Below are 24,595 nucleotides of genomic sequence, written 5' to 3' on the forward strand. Positions count from 1 at the left end.
CTGTAATGCTATACCGTTTGCTCTAAGAGAGGCAAAACTGTTCGTGATGGGTGCTGCGTGATGACGACAATCGCTCCGGATGCGCGCATGGCCGGCGTGGCGCGGACCTATCCGCCGCGCGCCGCCGTCGTGAGTTGGATCTTCTTCGATTGGGCCGCGCAGCCATATTTCACGCTGATCACGACCTTCGTGTTCGCGCCCTATTTCGCGACGGCCATTGCGCCAAATCCCGCCGCCGGTCAATCCTTGTGGGGCTTTGCGATGGCGGCCGCGGGCCTTGCGATCGCGCTGTTGTCGCCGGTGCTCGGCGCCATCGCCGACGCTTCGGGCCGCAGGAAACCGTGGATCGCAGGTTTCGGTACGGTGCTGGTGCTGGCGTCCTGCACGCTCTGGATCGGCAAGCCCGGCGATCATGCGGTCATTCCGCTTGTGCTCACCGCAGTTGCGCTCGCCAGCGTTGGTGCGGAATTTGCCACGCTCTTCAACAACGCGATGATGCCGACGCTGGTGCCGCCGGAGCGAATCGGTCGTCTCTCCGGCACCGGCTGGGCCACGGGCTACATTGGCGGCATCGTCAGCCTGATCATCGTGCTCGGCCTGCTCGCCGCCAATCCCGAGACCGGCCGCACGCTGCTCGGCGTCACGCCGCTCTTCGGCCTCGATCCCCTCACACGTCAGGGCGATCGTGCCGCGGGGCCGCTGACTGCGCTGTGGTTCATCATCTTCGTGACGCCGATGTTCCTGTTCACGCCGGATTATCCGGCGAAGCGCCCGCTGGGCGAGGCGTTGCGCGAAGGCCTGTCGGAGCTGAAGCAGTCGATCAAGAGTCTGCCGAGGCAGAAATCGCTCGCGGCATTCCTGCTCGCCAACATGATCTACACCGATGGTCTGGTGTCGCTGTTCGCCTTCGGCGGCATCTATGCCGCGGGCACCTTCGGCTGGCACACCATCCAGATCGGGACGTTCGGCATCATGCTCGCGATCGCCGGCGCGCTCGGCGCCTGGTTCGGCGGCAAGCTGGATGATCGTCTCGGGCCGAAGCGCGTCATCGCCGGCAGCCTGCTGGTCCTGCTGCTGTCGGTGGCCGCGATTCTCCTCGTCGACAAGGACAGCGTCCTGTTCGTCAAGACCGCGCCGCCGCAAGCGGGCGCTGCCCTGTTCTCGAGTACGGCCGAGCGCGCCTATCTCGTGCTGGGCTGCCTGATCGGTGCAGCCGGCGGCCCGCTCCAGGCCGCTTCCCGCACGCTGCTGATCCATCTCGCGCCGAAGGATCGCATCGCGCAATATTTCGGCCTGTTTGCGCTGACGGGAAAGGTGACGTCCTTCATCGGCCCGCTCCTGATCGGCCTGGTCACCGCGCTGACCGCCAGCCAGAAGGCCGGCATGGCCGTGCTGGTGGTGTTCTTCGTCGCGGGACTGGGGCTGTTGGTGCGGGTGCGGGATTAGCCCGCATCATGCAACTCTATCCTCGTCATTGCGAGGAGCACTTGCGACGAAGCAATCTAGACCTTCCTTGCGGAGACAGACTGGATTGCTTCGCTTCGCTCGCAATGACGAGTCGATGGACTCAATGCCTGAAGTGCCGCGTTCCCGTGAACACCATGGCGATGCCGTGCTCGTCGGCGGCCTTGATCACCTCGTCGTCGCGCATGGAGCCGCCGGGCTGCACCACGGCGGTGGCGCCGGCTTCGATGCAGGCGAGCATGCCGTCGGGGAACGGGAAGAACGCATCCGAGGCCACCACCGAACCCTTGGTGAGCGGTTCGGCGAGCTTCAGCTCGCTAGCAGCATCCTGCGCCTTGCGTGCGGCAATCCGCGCTGAATCCACCCGGCTCATCTGACCCGCGCCGATACCGACGGTGGCAAGATCCTTGGCGTAGATGATGGTGTTGGACTTGACGTGTTTTGCCACCCGGAACGCAAACTTCAGATCACGCATCTCCGCATCCGTCGGCGCGCGCTTGGTGACGACCTTGAACGTCATGTCGTCGACCACGGCGTTGTCGCGGCTTTGCACCAGCAGGCCGCCGGCCACCGTCTTGGCGGTCAGGCCCGGCGCACGCGGATCGGGCAGGCTGCCGGCGAGCAGCAGGCGCAGGTTCTTCTTGCCGCCGATGATGGCGATCGCCTCTTCGCTGGCGTCGGGCGCGATGATGACCTCGGTGAAGATCTTGGTGATCTCGCGCGCGCTATCGGCATCGAGCGCGCGGTTCATCGCGATGATGCCGCCGAACGCGGACGTCGAATCGCAGGCCAGCGCCCTGCGATAGGCCTCGACGAGGTTCGGACCTTCGGCGACACCGCAGGGATTGGCATGCTTGACGATGACGCAGGCCGCGGTGCGCTTGGCGTCGAACTCGCCGATGCACTCGTAGGCGGCATCGGTGTCGTTGATGTTGTTGTAGGAGAGCTCCTTGCCCTGGAGCTGCCGCGCGGTGGAGACGCCGGGGCGCTTGTCCGGGGTCGCATAGAACGCGGCGGTCTGGTGCGGGTTCTCGCCGTAGCGCAACGACTGGATCAGCCTGCCGCCGAAAGCGCGGAAGTCGGGCGCGTCGATCTCGAGCTGACGATTGAACCAGTTCGAGATCGCGGCGTCATAGGCCGCAGTGCGGGCATAGGCCTTCGCGGCAAGCCGCCGGCGAAGCTTTAGCGTGGTCGCGCCCTTGTTGGCGGCAAGCTCGTCGAGCACGGCCTGATAGTCCTGCGCCTCGACCACGACGGCAACATCGTCGTGATTCTTGGCGGCGGCGCGGATCATCGCGGGGCCCCCGATGTCGATGTTCTCGATGCAATCCTCGAAGCCCGCGCCTTTGTCGACGGTGGCCTCGAACGGATAGAGATTGACGACGAGCAGGTCGATCGGCGCGATGCCGTGCGCCTGCATCGCCTCCGCATGGTCCTTGTTGTCGCGGATCGCGAGCAAGCCGCCATGCACCTTCGGATGCAGCGTCTTGACGCGGCCGTCCATCATCTCGGGGAAGCCGGTGAGGTCGGAGACGTCCTTCACCTTAAGGCCGGCCGCGGCGATCGCTTTCGCGGTGCCGCCGGTCGAGACCAGCTCGACATCGTGCGCGGCGAGCGCCTTGGCGAACTCGATTAGGCCGGTCTTGTCGGAGACGGAGAGAAGGGCGCGGGTGACGCGGCGGGGATGGTCAGTCATGAGCAAGATCCTCTGTTCAGGGAGTGTCTATGCCCAGGCGCGCGGCTTATATGTCCCGCGCTTCCCGATGGTGCTCCATCCAAGGTCGCCAGTCGCGCGAGCGAGCGCTCGATAGCAGCTTTTGGCGTCGCTCTCAACGGGTAGATAGGGCCGGATCGCGCCTGTTTACAACGGAAGTTCCGGCTCGCGCCGGGCGTTGCGGCGGGCATTGGTCACTGCGGGCGAGGCGGTGGAGCGGACAAAGCTCCAGCGGATCGACGGCGCCTGGCGGGCGTTCTGACGGATCACGATCTGGGCGGTGCGGCGCGGGCCGTCATTGCCGGCCAGGAACACGCTGTCCTCGAGATCGACCTTGTCGTCCAATGCCTCGAAGGTCCAGACGTCGCGGTTCGGCAGCACCAGCATGACGCCGCGCGCATCCGACAGCCGGCTCGCCTTCACCGCCGGATGCAGATGGAAGCGCAGCGCGAAATCGGCATCGGCACCTTTGAAGCGTCCGCCCTGCGGCGGCGACAGCGAGTCCTCGCCATCGATGCGCGCGCCGTCATTGGCGATCATCAGCACGCGGCGGTGGATTGCGCCGAACTTGGCGAGATAGCCGTCATGTGAGGTCGTGAGCAGCGTGCCGTTCTGCACGACCTCGCGATAGCTCTCGACCTCGACCGGGCCGCTGGTGACGGGCGCGCCGTGCAGGAGCCGCTTCATCGCCGACATCTCGACGAACTGGCATGACGACGTCTCGTGATAGGTCAGGGTCGAATGCGCCGCCGTGCTGCGTGCGAACGGCCGCCAATTGTCGCGGCCGGTGGTCGGCATGCCGCAATTGGTGACGATGCGGCTGATGCCGGACGACAATTCGAACGAGAGGCAGCCGGCATGGGCGTCGTGACTGACGCCGGCCGGCGGCGGCGGGCCGGTGTCGATGATCACAGTGGTCTGGCCGGCATCGAGGCGCTGAAAGCCTGTATGCGGCATGTTCGCCATCGGCACGCCGTGGGTGTCGTCATAGGCGAGCAGCGTGGCGAGCAGGTCGGATGAGGTCGCGCTCATGCCGTTGAACAGGGCGAAATTGCCGTCACCGTGCCGGAAGAAGCGCAGCATCGGCATCATGCGGTCGATCGCATTGAGCAGCGCCGGCGGCGGCGCGATATTGCGCGCGGCAAAAGTCTGCCGCAGCGGCAAGAGGTCGATCAGGAGCTCGATCAGCGCCCCCGGATTGCGCGAGATGTGGCCGCCATCGGGCAGGATCTGCCGCTGCAATTCGTCGGACAGCTTCTTGGAGGCGGTGCGGATGTGACGCGTCTGGTTGGCGAGGCACAGGGACGCATAGCACAGCGCGATCAGCACCTGCAGCTTCGGCACCCCGTCCGGAATGTCGACCATGGTATAGCGCAGGAAGCGGATCTCGCGCGCCAGCGCCCGCAAGTAACGGCGGTAGAACTTGTTGTCGGTCTCGCTCAGCACCAGCGGCGCCTGCGACAGCAGCGAGATCACGCGCCGCGCCAGCACGTCGGCACGGCGCGCGACGGGGCGTCGCTTGTTGGCGGGATTCGAGATCCAGTCCTCGATCAGCGCGCGCGCATTCGCCCGCGTCAGCGCCGTATCGGCGGCGCGCAAGTGCCGCAGCCAGCCGAAGCCGAGCAGCGCAACCTCCCAATCCTCCGACGGCGGCTCGAGGTCGAAGATCGAGCGGCCGTGGCAATTGACGATCTTGCCGGCGAAGACGAAGCGACCGGCATAGATCTCGGCAGCGCGAGTCGCATCCGCGGTCCGCAGGTCATGCGGCGCGATGATCAGCCGGTCGGTGCGGCCGGGCCAGACCCGCGACAGCACAACGGAACCGCCGCTCGCGCGCGCGAGCATGTTCCGCGCGAAGCGGTTCATGACCAGCGTCGAGATACGTCTGCGTTGAGCGACCGACACGCCTTGCCTTGATGGGGGAGAGGATCAGTGACGAATCCTTATTAATCCCAAAATCGGACGTCTAACACCACCTTGAACGGCGCGAATCAGCGCCGCGGTCGCAAAATCCAGTGCAAAATCAGGATTTAACGAGCCGAGCCGCAAAAAATCCGTCGAGCCCGCCGAGCCTGGGATCGGCGTTCGGCAGATGGCAGGGCAGGGTGCGCAGGTCGCCGTCCCGGTTGAGGATTTCGTCGAGGCCCGCAACCTCCGATGCCATGATCGGAGCGCGGCGAAGCGCGGGCTCGGCGGCGAGCAGTGCCGCCACCGCCTGCTCGCCCTCCTCGGGTTCCAGCGAACAGGTGCAATAGACCAGCGTCCCGCCCGGCTTGAGCAGCGACACCGATTTGCGCAGCAGCCGCTGCTGGAGCGCGGCCAAGGTAGCGATGTCGGAGTCCTGCCGCAGCCATGCGACGTCGGGATGCCGGCGGATCGTGCCGGTGGAGGTGCAGGGAGCATCAATCAGAATACCGTCGAACGCCTCCGCCGGGCCGGCCCATTCCACGGCGTCAGCGACGACGGTCTCGGCTTGCAGCGACAGCCGCGCCAGGTTTTCGCGCAAACGCGCCACCCGTGCCGGCGAGCGGTCGATCGCCGTGACCTGCGCGCCCGAGAGCACCAGCTGCGCGGTCTTGCCGCCAGGGGCGGCGCAGAGATCGGCAATGGACTTGCCTTTGACATCGCCGAACAGCCGGGCGGGCAACGTGGCGGCGGCGTCCTGTACCCACCATTGTCCTTCGGCGAAGCCGGGCAGCATGGTTACCGCACCATGCAGCAGCATCCGCACCGTTCCCGTCGGCAGCATCTCACCATGCAGGCGACTTGCCCATTGGGTGGGATCCGATTTCACCGTGAGATCGAGCGAGGGCTCGTGGCCGAGCGCCGATGCCATGTCTCGTGCGGTCGCCTCGCCATAATGAGCGCTCCAGCGCGCGAGCAGCCATGGCGGCAGATCCAGCGATTGCGTCGCGACCTCCTCGACCAGCGCCTTGCCCTCGCGCGCACAGCGGCGCAGCACGGCGTTGACGAGCCCGGCATAGCGCGCGGCGCGGCGGTCGGATTGCACGAGGCGGACGGAGAGATCGACCGCGGCGTGATCCGGCACGTCCATCCAGAGGATCTGGGCGGCGCCGATCAAAAGTGCGCTCTGCGCGCGTGGCGCGTCGGAGGGAACGCCCTTGTCGAGCAGGCGGGACAGCACATGGCCGAGCGTGCCGCGCCGGCGCAGCACCGTGGCGACCAGGCGCCGCATCAGCGCGCGGTCGCGGTCGGCCAGCGTCTTCAGTCCGGGATGGGCACCGCCGCCGTCGAGCTGGTCGTCGAGCGTGCGGTGCTTGTGCAGCACGCCGTCGACGATGTCGGCGGCAATCCGTCGCGCCGCAAGGCCGGGCACTTCGGACGGAGGGACGAAACGTTGAGATGGCATGCGGAAGCAAGGTTCTGAACGAGCGGCAGTTCCGCCGCGATGGGCGCATGCCTTGAGAAGGCGATCTCTGACACGCGAATATGCCAAATGTAAGAATCGCTTGCGGGTTTTTCAGCGCTCCGAGCCGATTTCAGGAATGCGTTATTGGGCATCGCGTTGTGCCCGGTCCTGCGCTAGAAAGCGCGGCGATGAGTGACCCCGTTCCCGATCGCAAGCCGCTGTCGCCGGCCGCCCAGCGCGCGCTGGCCGAGGCCGAGGCGCGCCGGCAGGCTGCGGCCGCCAAGGCCAAGGATGAGGCCAAGAACAAGACCAAGGCGAAGGAGCTGCAGGGGCCGAAGGGGCCCGAGCCCACCCGCTACGGCGATTGGGAGCGCAAGGGCATCGCTTCCGACTTCTGAGCTTGCAGTCGGAGCGGCTGGATAACGCCGGCAGATCTCGTCCCGGTCGTCACAGGTAGTTGTGCGCTCGCAAGTAGCGGATGATGCGTTCGCAGGCCGCCTCGCTCGACAGCTCCGAGGTGTCGATGGTGATGTCGGGCGCCAGCGGCGCTTCGTAGGGGGCATCGATGCCGGTGAATGCCGGCAGCTGGCCCGACCTAGCCTTGCGATAGAGCCCCTTGGGATCGCGGCGCTCGCATTCGGCAAGCGGCGTCGCGACATGGATCTCGATGAACTCGCCCGCTTCGAGCCGCTGGCGCGCCAGCTCCCGCTCGCTGCGGAACGGCGAGATCAGCGCCACCAGCGCGATCAAGCCGGCCTCGACGAACAGCCCCGCGATCTCCGCGACGCGCCGGACGTTCTCCGTCCTCTCCGCGTTGGAAAAGCCGAGGTCGCGGTTGATGCCGTGACGAAGATTGTCGCCGTCGAGCAACGCGGCATGGCGCCCGAGCTCGGCGAGCCGGCTGTCGACGAGATTGGCGATGGTCGATTTGCCGGCGCCGCTCAGCCCCGTGAACCAGAGCACGCAGGGCCGTTGCTGCTTCAGCCGGGCTCGCACGGATTTGTCGACCGCAAGCCGCTGCCAATGAACGTTGGTGGCGCGGCGGAGCGACATGTCGATCATTCCCGCCGCGGCAGTGCGATGGCTGATCGGGTCGATCAAGATGAAACTGCCCATCTCGCGGTTGTCGCGATAGGCCTCGAACACCAGCGGGCGGTCGAGATCGAGATGGACATAGCCGATCTCATTGACGTCGAGCGTGGCGGCGCTTTCCCGCGCCATGGTGTCGATGGCGATCCGGTGCTTGAGTTCCGTGATCACCGCGCCGGTCGAGGCGGTACCGCACCGGAGCAAATAGCGCCGGCCGGCGACCATGGCCTCGCCATCGAACCAGACGAGATGGGCCGCGAGCTGATCCGCCACCGGCGCTGCAGATCCGGCGGTCAGCACGTCGCCGCGGCTGACGTCGATCTCGTCGGCGAGCGTGAGGGTGATGGACTCGCCCGACCTTGCGTGATTGCGCTCGCCGGCGGGCGTGAGAATGCGCGCGATGCGGGTCTGGTGTCCCGACGGCTGCGCGCGAACGGCATCGCCCACTGCGATCGTTCCACTCGCGATCCGTCCGCAGAAGCCGCGAAAATCCGCATGCGGCCGACTCACCCATTGCACCGGCAGCCGGAACGGCTGCTGCGAGGCGTCCCCGGCCACGTCCACGGATTCCAGATAGGCCGTAACGGTCGGTCCCTCGTACCAGGGCATGCGCGTGCTCGCGGCGACGATGTTGTCGCCGTCGGGCGCCACGACCGGGATGCACTGGACCTGAGAGATCCCGAGCTGACCGGCCAGAGTCAGGTATTCGGCGGTGATGGCAGCGAAGCGATCGCCGTCGAATCCGATCAGGTCCATCTTGTTCACGGCGAGCACGACGTGGCGGATGCCGAGCAGCGACAGGATGTGGCTGTGACGCCGCGTCTGCGTGATCACGCCCTTGCGGGCGTCGACCAGCACCACGGCGAGCTCAGCATTGGAGGCACCGGTCGCCATGTTGCGCGTATATTGCGCATGTCCCGGCGTGTCGGCGACGATGAAGCGGCGCAGCTTCGTGGCGAAGAAGCGGTAGGCCACGTCGATGGTGATGCCCTGCTCGCGCTCGGCCTGCAACCCGTCGACCAGCAGCGCGAAGTCGAGGTCGCCGCCGGTGGTGCCGGCGGTCCTGCTCTCCGAGGCGAGCGCGTCGAGCTGGTCGTCGAGCAGCGTCTTCGAATCGTAGAGCAGCCGACCGACCAGCGTGCTCTTGCCGTCGTCGACGCTGCCGCAGGTGACGAAACGCAACGTCGGGCGATCGTCTTGCTCGAGCTGCGGCGCATCGGCGGCGGCGATCGCCGGTGCCTCGTGATAGGACATCAGAAATAACCTTCCGCCTTCTTGCGCTCCATCGATGCGGGACTGTCCCGGTCGATCATGCGTCCCTGTCGTTCGGAGGTGCGCGACGCCATCATCTCCTGCACGATCTCGGGCAGGGTTGCCGCCGTCGAGCTCGTTGCACCGGTGAGGGGATAGCAGCCGAGGGTGCGAAACCTGACGGAGCGCGATTGCGGCTCCTCGCCGGGCTGCAGCGGCATCCGGTCGTCGTCCACCATGATCAATGCTCCGTCGCGCTCGACCACGGGGCGCGACGCTGCGAGATAGAGCGGAACGATCGGGATGTCCTCGAGCAGGATGTAGTCCCACACGTCGATCTCGGTCCAGTTCGACAGCGGAAACACCCGCATGCTCTCGCCGGGCGCGAGCCTCGTGTTGTACAAGCCCCACAGCTCCGGCCGCTGGTTCTTCGGATCCCAGCGATGCGCAGCGCTGCGGTGTGAGAACACGCGCTCCTTGGCGCGCGACTTCTCCTCGTCGCGCCGCGCGCCTCCAATCGCGGCGTCGAAGCCGTGGAAGTCCAGCGCCTGTCGCAGCGCTTGCGTCTTCATCACGTCGGTGTAGCGGGCCGAGCCGTGGGTGAAAGGGTCGATGCCCTGGCTCAATCCGTCATTGTTGGTATGGACGATCAGGTCGAGGCCGAGCTCGCGCGCGCGTCGGTCCCGAAACGCGATCATCTCGCGAAACTTCCAGGTCGTATCGACATGCAGCAGCGGAAACGGCGGCTTGCCGGGATCGAAGGCCTTCATCGCCAGATGCAGCAGCACCGAGGAATCCTTCCCGATGGAATACAGCATGACCGGCTTGCGGAACTCGGCCGCCGTCTCTCGCAGGATGTGGATGCTTTCCGCCTCCAGACGGCGGAGGTGGCTGGCGACGTGACGCTGCTTGCCGCCAGCACCTTCACGGAGTGCGGAATCGGCTCCGGTGGGAACGTCCAGCATGACCATCACGCAGCCGCAGCAAACCAGTCGCCGAACAGACGTTGCGACAGTGCCGCATTCAGGCCGAGATCGCGAACACAGGCGGCGACCGCGACGCGATAGGCATCATTGACCCCGCAGCGCTCCAGAGCCTCGCGTTGCGCTTCGCTCAGAGAGGCCGTCGCACGGCGCTGGTAGCGATAGGCACTGTCGGAGGTGTGCAAATTGGGCACCTTGTAGATCGTCGCTTCGCTCGGGAAGATGACGCGCGCATTGTTCGCGTGCGAGTCTCCCGGCTCACGCCAGGACGTCACGGCATTCTCGTTGAAGCTGCCCGAAAGGCCGATCCGTTCGAACAGGACACGAACCGAGGACACGGCCTCCTTGCTCACCTCGTAGACGTAGTGAGTGACGGCAACGCCCTGTCGCTGGGCGTAGCTTGCGACTTGAGCCGCGCTGAGCGCGGCGACGACATAGTGCCGCAGCAATACATCTTCAGGCGCGCGCGAGATCAGCTTGTCGAGCCACGATGCCAGTGAACTCGCCGGCTCACGGTCGAGCATGATGAGATGCAGCCGGTGCCGCGGATAGCCCGCCTCAATCAGCAGCTTGAGCGGATTGAACAGGCTCTCGGCGAGCACGTAGGGCCCGATCGTTTCCTTGCTGAAGATGTGCGGCTCGTCGTCTGCCGACGGCACGGCCCACGGCGCCGGCCTCTTGCCGACGAGCGCATCGCGCAGCATGGCCTTCAAAGGCTGATAGTAGGAAGGCATCCCGGTCATGCCGAACAGATTGCTCAGGGCCGTCGATCCGACGCGCGCCTTGCCGCATGCAAAATAGAGCATGGGAAAGTCTTGCGGCGAGCGATGCCGGAAGCCGTCCGCCAGGCACTCCGTCACCTCGCGCATCAGTGTTTCGAGCGCGACGGTCCTGGTTTGGAACCCCTCCACCGGCGGAAGCAGCGTGGTGTCGAGAGAACTATCTTGCCGACGAACGAGTTCGGCGATTCGCTCGAGCGAATCGGGGGACGACGCATCGATATTCATGGCGGGGGACTCGCTGAACAAGTTCCGCAAGCGAGTTGCTTACGGCTCAATGTTCAACCTAGTGTTGATTACGACCCCGGTCAAACCCGGGAAATCCCGGGGGCTTCATAAATGTCCGGCGAGCACGGCAATCGTGCTCGCGGCTTCGTTGTGCATTACGCAGCGCGCACGGTGCTGAGGAACTTCTCGACCTCCGTCTTCAGGAGGCTGCTTTCGCTCGACAGTGAACGCGCCGACGCCAACACTTGTCCCGACGCCGCGCCGGTCGCGCTCGCGCCATGGCTGACCTGGGCGATCTTGTCCGCGACTTCGACCGTTCCCTTGGCGGCTTCGCTGACGTTTCGCGCAATCTCGGCCGTCGCTGCGCCCTGCTGTTCGATCGTCGCGGCAATGGTCGTCGAAATATCGGAGATGCGGCCGATAGTCGTTCCGATTTCCTTGATCGCTCCGACGGAGTCCTGCGTTGCCGATTGCATGCCGGCGATCTGCGCGCTGATTTCCTCGGTCGCTCGCGCGGTTTGCGCCGCGAGCGCCTTGACCTCGCTCGCCACGACCGCAAAGCCGCGGCCGGACTCGCCGGCGCGCGCCGCCTCGATCGTTGCGTTTAGCGCCAGGAGGTTGGTCTGTTCGGCGATCGCCGTGATCAATTTGACGACGTCGCCGATGCGGCCCGCCGCCTTGAGCAGCTCGTTGATCCGGGCATCGGTGCGCTCGGCCTGCTTGACCGCATCGCCGGCGATACGGCTGGAATCGTGCACCTGACGGCCGATCTCGACGACCGACGTGCTCATTTCCTCGGCCGCGGACGCCACGGCCCCGACATTGGTCGAGGCTTCCTCCGAGGCGGCGGCGACCATTCCGGAGAGCTGCTGGGTTTGTTCGGCCGTACCCGACAACGTGCCGGCCGCGGATTCGAGCTCCTGGGATGCGGCTGACACCGAGTTGATGATGCCGCCGACCGCAGTTTCGAACGCGTTGGCAAGCCGCGTCATCTCCTGCTTGCGCTGAGCGGCCGCAGCGGCTTGATGGTTCTTCTGCTCGGCTTCCATCTGCTCGATGCGGATCAGATTGTCCTTGAAGGTCTGTGCCGCGCGGGCGTTGTCGCCGACCTCGTCGCCACGGCGGGTGTAGGGAATTTCGATCGCCTTGTTGCCTCCGGCGAGCTGCAGGAGCACATCGCCGATGCGACGGATCGGACGGGCGACGTTCGAGACGGAAAAGACTGCGGAGCCGACCAACGTCAGGACGACGAATAGGCCGACGATCAAAGCGAAATTGGCGACGCGGTCCAACTCGGCCAGCATCTCGCCCTTGCGGCGCGCGGCGAATTCGTTGGCGACGCCGACGAGATCGTCGATGCGCTTGCTGACTTCCTGCGCTGCCGGACGCATATGCTCTGCGAGAATACTTGCCTTGGCCGACTCTGCTGCAAGCTTGGCGCCACCCGCGGGGGCGGCGATGACCGCCTTTTGCGCCGCGGCGAGCTCGACGCCGCTGGCCAGATACGCATCGACGAACTTCTTGGCCTCGCGGTAAGCGTCCTGTGTGACCTTGCGGGTCGCCCGCTCTCTCGCGGCATCGATTTCGGTGCCGGCTTCGCCGGCCCGGGTACGGAGAAGCTCGAGGAGCCTGTCGACCTCTCCGGCTGACGGTGCCGAGCCGAGTTCGAGAGCGGCGAGCTGCGCGCGTGCCATCGCCGTCTGAGCCGCCTGCGCATTGCCCTTGTTGAGATAGTTGATCGTGACGAGGCGATTGGATTCGGCAATGGAGCGGTTGCCGAGCATCTGATTGGTCAGCATGCCGCCGACCAGCACGACGCTCACGCCCGTCACGATGCCGAGCTTTGTTCCAATGCGAAACCTGAATGACCTCACGGCAATCTCCCCTCGGTTTGTCGTATAACAGCTATTCGCAACCAATGATTGAGATTTGGAAAATATTCGCGGATCCCCAGTAGAACTACGGCTAACCTCTTTGACAGACGGAACTTTCGTGCATGGCCTCCGGCGCATTCGGCGTCGTTTATGGACACGCTCGTGCTTGTGAGTTCCCCCGACTCAGACATAGCGTGAGTTGATGCGTTTCCAGGATCGCCCCAATTCCTACCGGCCGCAGTTCAGCGGCTCGCCGCTCGGCCGCCGCTTCTCCGGTCTATTGCCCTGGATGTTCGTGGTGGGCATAGCGCTAGCCATCGTGCTCACATTCCGTCATGGAACGCACTGGCTTGTTCCCGATACCGATCGCAATGGAGATGCCGAGATCGTTCTTCAGCAGACCGGCCACGCGGATGTGCGTCCCGTCGAATTCATCCGCGCCATCGATGGCGACACTTTTCTCGCCCGTGTTCGTCTGCACGGGGGACGCGATCATCCCGTGGTCCGCATTCGGCTGCGCGGCATCGATGCGCCCGAATTGAAAGCATCTTGCCAGGAGGAACTGGACAAGGCCGAAGCGGCGTCCCGTGCCTTGCGCGATCTGCTCGGCCAGGGCGGCGTGACCATCACCAATCTCGCTCCCGACAAATACGGCCGAGTCCTCGCCGACGTCGCTACCCGGCGGACTGTGAACGTCTCGGCGGCACTGCTCGCCGGCGGCTTCGTGCGCAGCTACAATGGCGGCCATCGCGACGGCTGGTGCGCGCGCGGCTGGCGGTTCTGGCAATAAAAAGGCCGCGTCGAAGACGCGGCCTTTCATTTCATCTCGGCTGATTCAGGCGATCAGCGCGTCACGACCACCGTCGTGCCGACGGAGACGCGGCCGTAGAGATCGGTGATGTCGTCGTTGAGCATGCGGATGCAGCCATAGGAGACGAAGCCGCCGATCGAGCCCGGCACGTTGGTGCCGTGGATCGCATATTCGCCGCCGGCGAGCGTCATCGCCGCAACGCCCATCGGGTTGCGCGGCGAGCCGCCCGGAATGACGTCGGGGATACCAGGCTTGTCGCGCTTCACCTCGGCGGGCGGCGCCCAGGCCGGATTGAGATATTTGCCGTCGATCTTCGTGGTGCCGGCCCACTGCTTGCCGGCTTTGCCGACGCCGACCGGATAGCGCACGGCCTGGCCGTTCCCGAGGATGAGATAAAGCCGCCGCTCGCTGGTTTTGACCACGATGGTGCCCGGCGAATAGTCGGCCAGGTGCGCCCCCACCATTTCCGGCCGCGCCTGCGCCGCCGTCGACGTCAAGGCCCCAGCCGCGATGGTGGCGGCCAGCGCCACCGCAATCCTCATCGACATCGATGCTTCCCCTTGCCCAAAACGGATCGTCCAAAATGACGCAGAACCGGCAATCGTCGCCGCACCAAGCCCTCGTCGATGCTCATTCTTAACCGCGCCCGTTAACCCAATGGTTTCCAGCCGCGGCTGCCGAGGGCCGGCCAGCAGGGGGAACAAAGAAAATGTTCGAAATAAAGTAAATGACCTGAAAACAACACTCGGCGGGAAAGATGCAGGCGCGCTGCCGCGCCCGCTGACAACAGCGTGAGGGTGTGAATGGCCGTTGGTTGAGAGGGCGCGCTGACGCGAAAACTAATCGCGTGTCCCGGATGCGCTGCAGCAGGAAACGCTGCTGCGCAGAGCCGGGATCCAGGAAGCTACACGTTCTGACGTTTAGATGGGCCCCGGCTCAGCAGCGCACCGCTGAAGGAGCGCTGCGCTGCGTTCGGGGCACGAACTCGCCTTACGCCGACTTCTTGTTCTGCCGGTTCTTGACGAGATCATCGACAACGGCGGGATCGGCGAGCGTCGAGGTGTCGCCGAGGCTGCCCGGCTCGTCCTCGGCGATCTTGCGCAGGATGCGGCGCATGATCTTGCCGGAGCGGGTCTTGGGCAGGCCCGGGGCGAACTGGATCTGGTCGGGCGAGGCGATCGGGCCGATCTCCTTGCGCACCCACGTGACGAGCTCCTTGCGCAGCTCGTCGCTCGGCTGCACGCCGGCCATCAGGGTGACATAGGCGTAGATGCCCTGACCCTTGATGTCGTGCGGGAAGCCGACGACGGCGGCTTCCGACACCTTCTCATGCGCGACCAGCGCGCTCTCGACTTCGGCGGTGCCCATGCGGTGGCCGGAGACGTTGATGACGTCGTCGACGCGGCCGGTGATCCAGTAATAGCCGTCGGCGTCGCGGCGGCAGCCGTCGCCGGTGAAGTATTTGCCCTTGTAGGTCGAGAAGTAAGTTTGTTCGAAGCGGGCGTGGTCGCCGTAGACCGTGCGCATCTGGCCGGGCCAGGACCGCGTCAGGCAGAGATTGCCTGATGTCTCGCCTTCCAGCACCTTGCCGTCGGCATCGACGATCTCAGGCACCACGCCGAAGAACGGTTGCGTCGCCGAGCCGGGCTTCAGCTTGGTCGCGCCCGGCAGCGGCGTGATCAGGATGCCGCCGGTCTCGGTCTGCCACCAGGTGTCGACGATCGGGCAGCGGTCGTCGCCGACGACGCGGTGATACCACTCCCAGGCTTCGGGATTGATGGGCTCGCCGACCGAGCCGAGCAGGCGGAGCGAGGCGCGCGAGGTCTTCTTCACCGGTTCGTCGCCGGACTGCATCAGCGCGCGGATTGCGGTCGGCGCGGTGTAGAAGATGTTGACCTTGTGCTTGTCGATGACGTTCCAGAACCGCGAATTATCCGGATAATTCGGTACGCCCTCGAACATCAGCGTGGTCGCGCCGTTGGCGAGCGGCCCATAGAGAATGTAGCTGTGGCCGGTGACCCAGCCGACGTCGGCGGTGCACCAGTAGATGTCGCCGTCGTGATAGTCGAAGACGTATTGATGCGTCATCGAGGCGAACACGAGATAGCCGCCGGAGGTGTGCAGCACGCCCTTGGGTTGGCCGGTCGAGCCCGACGTGTAGAGGATGAACAGCGGATCCTCGGCGTGCATGTGCTCGACCGGGCATTCCGTGGTCACCATCGCCGCGGCCTCGTGGTACCAGAGGTCGCGCGTGGGGTTCATGTCGACCTTGGCGCCGGTGCGCTTGACCACGACGACCCAGTCGACGCCGTCGGCCTTGCTAAGCGCCGCATCGACATTGGCCTTCAGCGGCACCTTCTTGCCGCCGCGTAGGCCTTCGTCCGCGGTGATGATCACCTTGGATTGGCAGTCGTTGATGCGTTGGGCGAGGCTGTCAGGTGAGAAGCCCGCGAACACCACGGAGTGGATCGCGCCGATCCGCGCGCAGGCCAGCATTGCATAGGCGGCCTCGGGAATCATCGGCAGGTAGATGGTGACGCGGTCGCCCTTCCCGACGTTGCGGGTGCGCAGGATGTTGGCCATCCGGCAGACCTCGTCATGCAGCTCTTTGTAGGTGATGTGCTTGGACTGCGAGGGATCGTCGCCCTCCCAAATGATCGCGGTCTGGTTGGCGCGTTTGGCGAGATGCCGGTCGATGCAATTGTAGGCGACGTTCAGGATGCCGTCCTCGAACCATTTGATCGAGATGTTGCCCGGCGCGAACGAGACGTTCTCGATTTTCGTCGGCGCCTTCATCCAGTCGATGCGCTTGGCCTGCTCCGCCCAGAAACCGTTCGGGTCCGAGATCGAACGGGCGTACATCTCCTTGTACTTGGCCTGGTCGACCCAGGCGCGCTTCGCCCACTCCGCGGGGATATCGTAGATCTTCTCGGACATGCTTCCCTCCACATGCGGCAAGCTCAGGCAATGCCGACATCATCATTTGATGGATTATGCGTCGGGCTAACCGGACCCGACAAGGAGCACAAGCTGGACCTTCGACGGGCAGCCGGCCATGCGGAGAATCAAGCTCCGGAAGGCCCGCTGTCGCAAATCTGAAACAGGGCCGACGAGCACTTTCCGGCTCTCTACCCAAACCGCCAGAACAGAGACCGCAGAGCCCCCATGCGCCGAGGAGAGGTATTTAGCAACCTCTTGTCACTGATTCGGGACTCGCAATCGTGTTCGGAACACCCTAAATGGCCAACCCGGGTCCAAAGAGACTCCTCGGAACAAAAATCACAACAGCGGCATTGATCGACAACAGGACAGGGCTAAGGCGTAAGACCATGATGGATCAGCAGAATCTCGGGACGATACGGCCCGCTTCAGCCGATCCTGCAGCCATTGCCCTGGCCAAGGCCCTCGGACAATGGCCGAAACCGACCGGTTTCAGGCGCCCGAGCCCCAAGAAGACCTACGACGCGGCGCCTGCGGCGACGGTCGAGGCCCTCGCCAAGGAGCTCGGCTTGCGGCTCGGCGACCAGAACGAGCTGACCATCCGTCGTATCAGGCGCGGCAAGGGCTATTCCTTCGTCCGCCCCAACGGTGCGCATATCCGCGACGCCCGCACCATCCGGCGGCTGCATTCCATGGCGGTGCCGCCGGCCTATCGCGAGGTGCGCTACTCCGCCGACCCGAACTCGCATCTGCAGGCCGTCGGCCGCGATGCCGCGGGCCGGCTGCAATACCGCTACCACGCCGACTGGGAGAAGGTCCGCGAGCAGCGCAAGGCGCATCGCCTGGCAAAGCTCGTCGGCGCGCTGCCGAAAATCCGGCGCAAGGTCTCGGCGTTCCTGTCAGGGGACGAGCCGACGCGCGAGTTCGCGCTCTCGGCCGTGATCGAGCTGATCGCGCGCACCGCGATCCGCCCCGGCAACGAATCCTACGCCCGCCTCAACGGCACCCGCGGCGCGACCACGCTGCTGAAGTCCAACGTCACTCTGGAAGACGATTGCTTCGTGCTGACCTTCAAGGCCAAGGGCGGCAAGGCGGTGCGCAAGGAGTGCGACGCCGCCAAGCTGGTGCGCGCCATCGGCATTTTGCAGAGCGTTCCCGGCAAGCGCATGTTCCAGTATCGCGATGCCTCCGGCATCGTGCGCGCGGTCAATACCACCCAGGTGAACGCGTTTCTGCGCGAGATCGCCGGCATCAAGATTTCCCTGAAGGATTTCCGCACGCTGATGGCGTCCGCCGTCGTGGTGGAATCGCTGTCGCGGATCACGCCGGCGAGCAGCCAGCGCGGCCGCAAGAAGCAGGTGCTGGATGCGATCCGCGCCGCCGCCGACCAGCTCTCCAACACGCCGGCGATCTGCCGCAAGAGCTACGTCCACGACACCATCGTCACCGCCTTCGAGGAGGGCATCCTCGAGCGCTTCGCCGCGACCATGACGGGTCAGCGCTCGCAGGCCAGGCGCGAGCAGCTGCTGGCGCAGGTGGTGGCGACCGCGGCGGTGTAACGAAGCGCCGCTCTCGTAAGGTGGGCAAAGCGAAGCGTGCCCACCATTTGCCCATGGTGACGGGTGGTGGGCACGGCGCGAAGAGCGCGCCTTTGTCTACCCTACGAGAGCTACTTCTTATCTGACACACCCTTGTCAGGACCGGGGTCGCCGCCTGCGGCTGCGATCGTGAGCCGCTCAAGGTAGTGCGCCCAACCCGTTGCATGAGCGGCCGCCTGCGCTTCGTTCGGCAGGCCGCTATGGGTCATGCGCAGCAGCGTGCCGCCGTCCTGCTCGATCAGGTCGATCTCGATCAGGCTCGAGCCGGGCGGCACTTCCTGACCACCCTCCCAGCCGAACGTATAGGCCAGACGATGCACCGGCACGACCTCGCGGAACGCGCCGCGGGCGGCGGCGCCGTCCGGGCTGACGCCCTTGAGCAGGTAGAGCCCGCCGGGGTAAGGCTCCGTGGTTGCGTCGGAGCCCATCCAGCTCAGGATCTTTTCGGGGTCGGTGAGGTAGGCGAAGACAGTGGCGCGCGGGGCCGCGATCTGGGTCTCGCGTCGCACTATGAATGGTTCGGGCATCGGCGATCATCCCTGGTCTGACGATGGGACATGGCGGTGGCTCTGCGCTCCGTCAAGGATTGCCCGTGGCAAAGACGGCCCTGTTTCGCCATGATCGCCTCATGCAGCTCTCCCCGACCCTCGCCTGGCTCCTCGATGCGGCCTCGGATTGTCGCGGGGCCGACCACCTGCTCGCGGAGCTCGGCGCGCATCTGGCCGCCGATGGCGTGCCGCTCGCGGCAGGCGCCCTGACGCTGGAGGTGCCGCATCCGCTGATCGCGAAGCGGACCTGGCTGTGGCGTGCCGACAGCGGCCAGGTGATCGAAGCGCTCGGCTTCGCGCCGGGCGGCCTCGCGCCCGATCCACCCGACGACGCCGGCCGCCGCTGGCTGCGCGATATCGCCGGCGGCGATGTGCATGAAGATGTCGCCGGACGGCCCAATGGCCCGCTGCTCGGCTGGATCGGGCCGCGTCCGTTCACGGCGGATGAGATCGAGCAATTGCGTCAGGCCGCGCGTTTCGCCGCAACGCCGCTGGCCGTGCTCGCCGCGCGCGCCACCTTGCGGGCAACGCTCGATGCATACCTTGGCACGCGCAGCGCGGAGCGGGTACTGGCGGCGCCTCTGCGCCGCGATCTCGGCGAGACCATCCAGGCCGCACTGCTCTATGCGGATTTGCGCAATTTCACGACCCTGTCGGAGACGACACTGCCGGCCGATGTCATTGCGGCGCTCGATGCCTGGTTCGATCGCATCGCCGGCGCGGTTCACGCCTTCGGCGGCGAGGTGCTGAAATTCATCGGCGACGGCGTGCTCGCGATCTTTCCGGTGCTCGAGGCGTCCCCGCGCCGCGCCTGTGACGCTGCTTTGCGCGCGGCAAGCGCAGCCGAAGCCGGGATGGCGTATCTCAACAAGGAGCGCCGCGCGCAAGGGCTGCCGCCTTTGTCGTTTGGCGCCGCGCTCCATCTCGGCGAGATGCTCTGGGGCAATATCGGCGCCGCCAACCGGCTCGACTTCACCGCGATCGGTCCCGCCGTCAACCTCGCCAGCCGGCTGGAGGGATTGTGCAAGCCGTTGGGCCGGACGGTGCTGGTGTCGGGCGCGCTCGCCGCCGAGACGGAGATGCCGCTGGTCGCGCTTGGGACGCATGAGCTGCGCGGCATTGCCGCGCCGTGCGAGGTGTTTGCGCTGGAGGAGTCGCAAGCCCGGATATCGTAGCCCGGATGGAGCGAAGCGTAATCCGGGATCGGGCTTCAATCGAGACTTTCCCGGATTGCGCTGCGCTCCATCCGGGCTACGACACGACGTAACTACATCCCGCCCATCTTGCAGACGAGCTTCCACTCCTCTGCCGTCACCGGCTGCACGGAGAGGCGCGAATATTTCACCAGCGCCATATCCGCGAGCTTCTTCTCCGCCTTGATCGCGGCCATCGTCACCGGCGTCTTCAGGGGCTTGTCGGCCTTGATGTCGACGCAGACGAATTTGCCGGTCTTGTCGGTTGGATCGGGATAGGCCTCCTTGATGATCTCGGCGATGCCGACGATCTCCTTGCCCTCGTTGGAATGATAGAAGAACGCCTTGTCGCCCTTCTTCATGCTCACGAGATTCTGACGGGCGGTGAAATTGCGCACGCCGGTCCAGGCCTCGCCCTTGGCGCCCTTCGCAACCTGCTGGTCCCAGGACCACACCGACGGTTCGGATTTCACGAGCCAGTACGCCATGCTTATTCCTCTGCCTTGAAGGGGCGCGTCATCAGCGCCGAGATCGCGGCATCGATCGTGCTTTTGCCGCTCAGGATCGATGCGACCGCCTCAGATACCGGCAACTCGATATTTTGCGAAGCGGCGAGCTCGATCAGCACGGGGGCGGTGAACTCGCCCTCGGCGAGCTTGCCGGCGGGAGGCTGCTCGCCGCGTCCGAGCGCGAGGCCGAGCGCGAAGTTGCGCGATTGCGGGCTCGAGCAGGTCAGAATGAGATCACCGAGGCCCGACAGGCCGGTGAGCGTCTCGCTGCGTGCGCCGAGCGCACGGCCGAGGCGCGTCAGCTCGGCAAAGCCGCGGGTCGTGAGCGCCGCCTGCGCGGAAGCGCCGAGCTTGCGCCCGACCGCAATGCCGACCGCGATCGCCAGCACATTCTTGGCGGCGCCGCCGATCTCGACGCCGCGAATGTCGGTGGAGTGATAGGGGCGGAATGTCCGCGAGCCCAGCGCCTGCACCAGGCTGCTGGCGAGCGCCTCATCGCTTGCCGCCAGGGTCACTGCCGTCGGCAGGCCGCGTGCGACGTCGTCGGCAAAGCTCGGCCCCGACAGGATCGCCGGCTGCGCGTGCGGCGCGGCCTCGGCGATCACGTCGGTCATGAACTTATGGGTGCCGTGCTCGATACCCTTGGCGCAGGCGACGATCGGCACCGCCTTCGTGATGTGCGAGGCCAGCATGTTGACCGCACCGCGCAAATGTTGCGCCGGCGTCGCAATCAGCAGCATGTCGGCACGCGCGGCGAGCGCCAGATCGCTCGTCACGACGAGCTCAGGCACGATCCGAATCCCGGGCAGCCGCGGATTGTCGCGCGTCGATGCGATCCGCGCGGCGTGCTCGGCATTGCGTGCCCACAGCGTCACGTTTCGCCCTGCTCGCGCCGCCACCGTCGCCAGCGCCGTACCCCAGGCGCCCGCGCCGATCACTGCGACGGATTGGAGAGCGGTCATCCCTAGAATCCCGCCCGAGTCTTGCCGTAGCCCGCGGGCGCGGTCGCGTTGGCATCGAGCAGCCAGCGTGCGCGCGGCTGCGCGTCCATCGTGTCGGTCAGGCCAAGCGCCAGGCGCTCGGCGCCGGCCCAGGCGATCATGGCGCCGTTGTCGGTGCACAGCGCGGGCGGTGGCATGATCAGCTGCGTCCCGGCCTGCTTCGCGACATCGTCAAGCGCGCCGCGGATCGCCTGATTGGCGGCAACGCCGCCGGCGGCGACCAGCGCGCGCGGTGCGCCGAACTGCTCGCGGAAAAGCTTCAGGCCGACGCTCAGCCGGTCGGCCGTTGAATCGAGCACGGCGGCCTGGAAGCTCGCGCAGAGATCGCTGATGTCCTGCGGCATGAGCTCGGCCAGCCGGCTCGCTTCGGTGCGCACCGCCGTCTTCAGTCCCGACAGCGAGAAATTGGCATCGGGGCGCCCCTGCATCGGCCGGGGAAACGCAAAGCGCGTGGCATCGCCACCTGCCGCCGCGCGCTCGACCTGCGGGCCGCCGGGATAGGGCAGGCCCAGCATCTTCGCGACCTTGTCGAAGGCCTCGCCGATGGCGTCGTCAACCGTGGTGCCGAGCCGCACATACTGGCCGACACCGGTGACTGCGACGATCTGGGTATGGCCGCCGGAGGCGAGGAACAGGCAATAGGGAAATTCGATGCCGTCGGTGAGACGCGGCGTCAGCGCATGCGCTTCGAGATGATTCACCGCGACCAGCGGCGTGTCGTGCACCATCGCGATCGCCTTCGCGGTGGTGAGTCCGACGATGACGCCGCCGATCAGCCCGGGCCCCGCGGCCGCCGCGACGCCGTCGAGCTGAGCATAATCGATGCCGGCCTCGTTCATGGCGCGGTCGATGATCCCATCGAGCACGTCGACATGCGCGCGCGCGGCGATCTCCGGCACCACGCCGCCGAAGCGGGCATGCTCCTCGATCTGCGACCGCACGATGTTGGACAGGATCTTGCCCTTGCCGTCGGCCGCGCGTTCGATCACGGCCGCGGCGGTCTCGTCGCAGGTGGTTTCGATGCCCAGCACCAGCATTGGCGAATTGTTATCCAATTTGCGCCCTTGCGCTCATCCATAAAGCAGAGTTCTGGTACGTCCGGTAGCATCCCGGGGTCGGCTTGCGCAATCGTCACGCGCAGCCGTTCTGGTCAATGCGTCACCGCCAAATGGTCCGGGAACAGCAGCGATGTCCATTCTTGTCACACGGCCGCATCCCGACAATGCGGCGACGGCGGACAATCTGCGCACGCGCGGGCATGCGGTACTGCTTGCGCCGGCGCTCAAGCTCGAGCCGGTCGCCTTCCAAGGCGAGAGCGAAGTTTCTTATGATGCCGTTCTCGTCACCTCGGCCAACGCGATTCGCGCCATAGCGCCGCAATTGCCGGATCTCGGTCTGCTGGTGCTGCCATTGTTCGCGGTCGGCGAACATACGGCTGCAGCGGCGCGAGAGGCTGGTTTTGCCGAGGTGATCGTCGCCGGGGGCGACGCCGCGTCCTTGCGCGACAAGGTGATGCAGAGCGCGTGCGACAAGGTGTTGAAGAAAAACAGCACGCTGCTGTATCTCGCCGGCGCGGATCTGTCGCGCGACCTCGGCGGCGAACTCGGGGCGGAAGGTTTCCGCGTGGTGACGCAGACGACCTACCGCATGGCGCCGGTGAAGCATCTGCCGCGCGAGGTGTGCGAGGGCTTTGCCGCCCACGGGATCGAGGCGGTGCTGCACTACTCCCGGCGCAGCGCACGTGCGTTCCTCGATGCGGCGCGGGACGAAGGTGTCGAAATTTCGGCGCTGGCGATCCCGCATTGCTGCCTGTCCGAGACCGTTGCGGGCGTGCTGCGCGATGCCGGCGCGTCACAGGTTCTGGTGGCCGCAACGCCGGACGAAACTGCCTTATTCGACACCTTGGAGCGTGCGTTGCGGACCCGTTTGGCGTAAAGGTCGGGCCGAATCCGACGCAATCTAATCCATCCCTGGTATGGAAGTGTGAGGAACCGTCACGATGGCCGACGACAAGCCTGAAGACGCTGGATTGGCGCCCGATCCGGGTCGTGCCAAGCGCACCCCGCCCACCATCGACCTCGAGGCGACGGAAGTCTCGACCCAGCCGCAGCAGGTCGCGGGCGAGCCCGAGGCATCCGAGCATGTCGCGCAGGAGCAGGCCAGGGTGGAAGAGCCCGGCTCGGAGCAGGTCAAGGCCGAGCCTCAGTCCGAATCTGCAGAGCAGCAGGCCTCCGCGGCGGTGCCTGTATCGGCGCCGATTTCGCCCTGGGTCATCGCGCCGTTCTCCGGCGTTGCCGCGGCTGCGGTCGTGATCGCAGTCGGCTGGATGCTGGGCTGGCCCGCGGTGCAGGCCCCGCCGGCCGCGCCGCAGGTCACCAGTGCGACCGTCGATGCGCTGAGCGGACGCGTTGCCGCGGTCGAAGCCAGGGCCGCGAGGCCGGCGGCCGATCCGGCCCAAGTCGCGCGGATCGACGCGTTGGAGAAAGCGGCGAGCGCACTGCGCGGCGACATCGCCGATTTGCGCGCACAGTTCGATAAGACGGCGAGCGCGCTGAACGATGCGAAATCCGCGCCGCCGAGTGCCGCGCCCGATCTTGCCGCGCTCACCGACCGCATCGCCCAGCTCGAGCGCGCGAGCAAGACCGAGCGGGCCGAGCTTGCGCAGCAGGGCGAGAAGATCGCCGAGGCCAAGACGATGGACGACAAGCCGCTCCGCTATGTGGTCGCGGCGTCCCTGCTCGACGTTGCCGTTCGCCACGGCGACCCCTATCAATCGCAATTGGCGGCGGCGCGGTCGCTGGCGACCAAGCCCGATATGCTCAAGCCGCTCGAGGCGTTTGCATCGTCCGGCATCCCGACATCGGCGGCGCTGAGCCGCGAGCTCCTCAATATCGTGCCGAAGCTGTCGCCGCCGGCTGAAGCTCCGTCGAGCGAGGCCGGCATTGTCGAGCGGCTCCAGGCCGGCGCGTCAAAGCTCGTGCGGATCGAGCGCACCGATGGTGTCGGCAACGATCGCGGCGCCATCGTGACGCGCGTCACGGCGGCGGCGCTCCGCAGCGATTTCGCCGAAGCGCGGCGCGAGCTGAAGACGCTGCCCGAGGCTGATCGTGCTCCGGCGCAGGCCTGGCTCGACAAAGCCGACGCCCGCGACGCCGCGCTCGCCGCGTCCCGCAAATTCGCCGACGATGCCATGGCGGATCTCGCCAAATCTACTCAATAAGATCGCGCAACAATCGGCGCGTA

The 24,595-nt window shown here is 66.0% G+C and carries 20 protein-coding genes and 1 riboswitch; of the genes, 7 read left to right on the forward strand and 13 right to left on the reverse strand.

Translation table 11 applies throughout. From position 1 onward, the window contains the following. Positions 1–60 precede the first annotated feature (60 nt). Positions 61–1,446 (forward strand): MFS transporter, encoded by a 1,386-nt coding sequence (locus tag I6F21_RS25055; protein ID WP_225157718.1) that lies wholly within the window; start codon positions 61–63, stop codon positions 1,444–1,446. 121 nt (positions 1,447–1,567) lie between these two features. Here the strand turns inward: I6F21_RS25055 and purH are convergent, their stop codons facing one another. The 3 genes from purH to I6F21_RS25070 all read right to left on the reverse strand — a co-directional run bounded on the left by purH (position 1,568) and on the right by I6F21_RS25070 (position 6,548). Next, positions 1,568–3,160 carry a bifunctional phosphoribosylaminoimidazolecarboxamide formyltransferase/IMP cyclohydrolase gene (gene purH / locus I6F21_RS25060; RefSeq protein WP_225183556.1) on the reverse strand — a complete coding sequence of 531 codons (1,593 nt, stop codon included), beginning with the start codon at positions 3,158–3,160 and terminating at the stop codon, positions 1,568–1,570. Between the two features lie 24 nt (positions 3,161–3,184). Beyond that, a riboswitch (ZMP/ZTP riboswitch) is annotated at positions 3,185–3,266 on the reverse strand. Positions 3,267–3,325: 59 nt separating this feature from the next. Further along, positions 3,326–5,044: a heparinase II/III family protein gene (locus I6F21_RS25065; protein WP_225183557.1), complete on the reverse strand. Its 1,719-nt coding sequence runs from the start codon at positions 5,042–5,044 to the stop codon at positions 3,326–3,328. Between the two features lie 157 nt (positions 5,045–5,201). Beyond that, on the reverse strand, positions 5,202–6,548 hold the full coding sequence (locus tag I6F21_RS25070; RefSeq protein ID WP_225183558.1) for a transcription antitermination factor NusB: 1,347 nt from the start codon (positions 6,546–6,548) through the stop codon (positions 5,202–5,204). Between the two features lie 188 nt (positions 6,549–6,736). On the opposite strand from I6F21_RS25070, the gene I6F21_RS25075 reads away from it, so the two are divergent. Then, positions 6,737–6,946 carry a DUF1674 domain-containing protein gene (locus I6F21_RS25075; RefSeq protein WP_036024240.1) on the forward strand — a complete coding sequence of 70 codons (210 nt, stop codon included), beginning with the start codon at positions 6,737–6,739 and terminating at the stop codon, positions 6,944–6,946. A gap of 49 nt (positions 6,947–6,995) precedes the next feature. On the opposite strand, the gene cysN is transcribed toward I6F21_RS25075, so the two are convergent. The 4 genes from cysN to I6F21_RS25095 all read right to left on the reverse strand — a co-directional run bounded on the left by cysN (position 6,996) and on the right by I6F21_RS25095 (position 12,752). Then, a complete protein-coding gene (gene cysN, locus I6F21_RS25080; protein WP_225183559.1) occupies positions 6,996–8,891 on the reverse strand; it encodes a sulfate adenylyltransferase subunit CysN in 1,896 nt (631 codons plus the stop codon). Beyond that, the gene (gene cysD, locus I6F21_RS25085; RefSeq protein WP_036024260.1) at positions 8,891–9,853 is read right to left on the reverse strand and encodes a sulfate adenylyltransferase subunit CysD; all 963 of its coding nucleotides are present in this window, start codon (positions 9,851–9,853) and stop codon (positions 8,891–8,893) included. The genes cysN and cysD overlap by 1 nt, the downstream gene beginning before the upstream one ends. A gap of 5 nt (positions 9,854–9,858) precedes the next feature. Next, complete coding sequence (locus tag I6F21_RS25090) at positions 9,859–10,878, reverse strand: sulfotransferase family protein (RefSeq protein WP_225144191.1); 1,020 nt, start codon at positions 10,876–10,878, stop codon at positions 9,859–9,861. Between the two features lie 155 nt (positions 10,879–11,033). After that, positions 11,034–12,752: a methyl-accepting chemotaxis protein gene (locus I6F21_RS25095; protein WP_109141992.1), complete on the reverse strand. Its 1,719-nt coding sequence runs from the start codon at positions 12,750–12,752 to the stop codon at positions 11,034–11,036. Between the two features lie 202 nt (positions 12,753–12,954). On the opposite strand from I6F21_RS25095, the gene I6F21_RS25100 reads away from it, so the two are divergent. Next, positions 12,955–13,542 carry a thermonuclease family protein gene (locus I6F21_RS25100; protein WP_225183560.1) on the forward strand — a complete coding sequence of 196 codons (588 nt, stop codon included), beginning with the start codon at positions 12,955–12,957 and terminating at the stop codon, positions 13,540–13,542. 53 nt (positions 13,543–13,595) lie between these two features. On the opposite strand, the gene I6F21_RS25105 is transcribed toward I6F21_RS25100, so the two are convergent. Beyond that, positions 13,596–14,111, reverse strand: coding sequence for a L,D-transpeptidase (locus tag I6F21_RS25105; protein ID WP_036024233.1), 516 nt, complete (start codon positions 14,109–14,111; stop codon positions 13,596–13,598). 442 nt (positions 14,112–14,553) lie between these two features. Next, positions 14,554–16,500, reverse strand: coding sequence for an acetate--CoA ligase (gene acs / locus I6F21_RS25110; RefSeq protein ID WP_036024231.1), 1,947 nt, complete (start codon positions 16,498–16,500; stop codon positions 14,554–14,556). Positions 16,501–16,892: 392 nt separating this feature from the next. Between acs and I6F21_RS25115 the strand changes: the two genes are divergently transcribed. After that, the gene (locus I6F21_RS25115; protein ID WP_225113174.1) at positions 16,893–18,062 is read left to right on the forward strand and encodes a DNA topoisomerase IB; all 1,170 of its coding nucleotides are present in this window, start codon (positions 16,893–16,895) and stop codon (positions 18,060–18,062) included. 110 nt (positions 18,063–18,172) lie between these two features. On the opposite strand, the gene I6F21_RS25120 is transcribed toward I6F21_RS25115, so the two are convergent. After that, a complete protein-coding gene (locus I6F21_RS25120; RefSeq protein ID WP_036002934.1) occupies positions 18,173–18,628 on the reverse strand; it encodes an SRPBCC domain-containing protein in 456 nt (151 codons plus the stop codon). A gap of 101 nt (positions 18,629–18,729) precedes the next feature. Here I6F21_RS25120 and I6F21_RS25125 point away from each other — a divergent pair, with 101 nt between their 5' ends. After that, a complete protein-coding gene (locus tag I6F21_RS25125; protein WP_225183584.1) occupies positions 18,730–19,824 on the forward strand; it encodes an adenylate/guanylate cyclase domain-containing protein in 1,095 nt (364 codons plus the stop codon). 92 nt (positions 19,825–19,916) lie between these two features. Here I6F21_RS25125 and I6F21_RS25130 read toward each other — a convergent pair whose 3' ends face one another. Genes I6F21_RS25130 through tsaD form a run of 3 tightly spaced genes read right to left on the reverse strand, consistent with a single transcriptional unit; the run spans position 19,917 to position 22,383 of the window. Beyond that, positions 19,917–20,330: an EVE domain-containing protein gene (locus tag I6F21_RS25130; RefSeq protein WP_036002930.1), complete on the reverse strand. Its 414-nt coding sequence runs from the start codon at positions 20,328–20,330 to the stop codon at positions 19,917–19,919. Positions 20,331–20,332: 2 nt separating this feature from the next. Next, on the reverse strand, positions 20,333–21,313 hold the full coding sequence (locus I6F21_RS25135) for an NAD(P)H-dependent glycerol-3-phosphate dehydrogenase (RefSeq protein ID WP_225183561.1): 981 nt from the start codon (positions 21,311–21,313) through the stop codon (positions 20,333–20,335). 2 nt (positions 21,314–21,315) lie between these two features. Further along, positions 21,316–22,383 carry a tRNA (adenosine(37)-N6)-threonylcarbamoyltransferase complex transferase subunit TsaD gene (tsaD, locus tag I6F21_RS25140; RefSeq protein WP_193375182.1) on the reverse strand — a complete coding sequence of 356 codons (1,068 nt, stop codon included), beginning with the start codon at positions 22,381–22,383 and terminating at the stop codon, positions 21,316–21,318. 157 nt (positions 22,384–22,540) lie between these two features. On the opposite strand from tsaD, the gene I6F21_RS25145 reads away from it, so the two are divergent. Both I6F21_RS25145 and I6F21_RS25150 read left to right on the forward strand, forming a co-directional pair. Continuing rightward, positions 22,541–23,287 (forward strand): uroporphyrinogen-III synthase, encoded by a 747-nt coding sequence (locus I6F21_RS25145; protein WP_225157726.1) that lies wholly within the window; start codon positions 22,541–22,543, stop codon positions 23,285–23,287. Between the two features lie 64 nt (positions 23,288–23,351). Further along, on the forward strand, positions 23,352–24,572 hold the full coding sequence (locus tag I6F21_RS25150) for a hypothetical protein (RefSeq protein WP_225183562.1): 1,221 nt from the start codon (positions 23,352–23,354) through the stop codon (positions 24,570–24,572). Positions 24,573–24,595: the final 23 nt, after the last annotated feature.

It is taken from the genome of Bradyrhizobium sp. NBAIM03, assembly GCF_020194055.1.
Classification (GTDB): domain Bacteria; phylum Pseudomonadota; class Alphaproteobacteria; order Rhizobiales; family Xanthobacteraceae; genus Bradyrhizobium; species Bradyrhizobium yuanmingense.

What these genes read in the sequence shown, in the direction of transcription:
- I6F21_RS25115 (WP_225113174.1), top strand. Translation starts at nt 16,893, where the DNA reads ATGATGGATCAGCAGAATCTCGGGACGATACGGCCCGCTTCAGCCGAT.
- I6F21_RS25120 (WP_036002934.1), bottom strand. Translation starts at nt 18,628, where the DNA reads ATGCCCGAACCATTCATAGTGCGACGCGAGACCCAGATCGCGGCCCCG.
- I6F21_RS25100 (WP_225183560.1), top strand. Translation starts at nt 12,955, where the DNA reads ATGCGTTTCCAGGATCGCCCCAATTCCTACCGGCCGCAGTTCAGCGGC.
- acs (WP_036024231.1), bottom strand. Translation starts at nt 16,500, where the DNA reads ATGTCCGAGAAGATCTACGATATCCCCGCGGAGTGGGCGAAGCGCGCC.
- I6F21_RS25070 (WP_225183558.1), bottom strand. Translation starts at nt 6,548, where the DNA reads ATGCCATCTCAACGTTTCGTCCCTCCGTCCGAAGTGCCCGGCCTTGCG.
- I6F21_RS25105 (WP_036024233.1), bottom strand. Translation starts at nt 14,111, where the DNA reads ATGTCGATGAGGATTGCGGTGGCGCTGGCCGCCACCATCGCGGCTGGG.
- I6F21_RS25065 (WP_225183557.1), bottom strand. Translation starts at nt 5,044, where the DNA reads ATGAACCGCTTCGCGCGGAACATGCTCGCGCGCGCGAGCGGCGGTTCC.
- I6F21_RS25075 (WP_036024240.1), top strand. Translation starts at nt 6,737, where the DNA reads ATGAGTGACCCCGTTCCCGATCGCAAGCCGCTGTCGCCGGCCGCCCAG.
- cysN (WP_225183559.1), bottom strand. Translation starts at nt 8,891, where the DNA reads ATGTCCTATCACGAGGCACCGGCGATCGCCGCCGCCGATGCGCCGCAG.
- I6F21_RS25150 (WP_225183562.1), top strand. Translation starts at nt 23,352, where the DNA reads ATGGCCGACGACAAGCCTGAAGACGCTGGATTGGCGCCCGATCCGGGT.
- I6F21_RS25125 (WP_225183584.1), top strand. Translation starts at nt 18,730, where the DNA reads ATGCAGCTCTCCCCGACCCTCGCCTGGCTCCTCGATGCGGCCTCGGAT.
- I6F21_RS25135 (WP_225183561.1), bottom strand. Translation starts at nt 21,313, where the DNA reads ATGACCGCTCTCCAATCCGTCGCAGTGATCGGCGCGGGCGCCTGGGGT.
- I6F21_RS25145 (WP_225157726.1), top strand. Translation starts at nt 22,541, where the DNA reads ATGTCCATTCTTGTCACACGGCCGCATCCCGACAATGCGGCGACGGCG.
- I6F21_RS25055 (WP_225157718.1), top strand. Translation starts at nt 61, where the DNA reads ATGACGACAATCGCTCCGGATGCGCGCATGGCCGGCGTGGCGCGGACC.
- purH (WP_225183556.1), bottom strand. Translation starts at nt 3,160, where the DNA reads ATGACTGACCATCCCCGCCGCGTCACCCGCGCCCTTCTCTCCGTCTCC.
- I6F21_RS25090 (WP_225144191.1), bottom strand. Translation starts at nt 10,878, where the DNA reads ATGAATATCGATGCGTCGTCCCCCGATTCGCTCGAGCGAATCGCCGAA.
- cysD (WP_036024260.1), bottom strand. Translation starts at nt 9,853, where the DNA reads ATGCTGGACGTTCCCACCGGAGCCGATTCCGCACTCCGTGAAGGTGCT.
- I6F21_RS25130 (WP_036002930.1), bottom strand. Translation starts at nt 20,330, where the DNA reads ATGGCGTACTGGCTCGTGAAATCCGAACCGTCGGTGTGGTCCTGGGAC.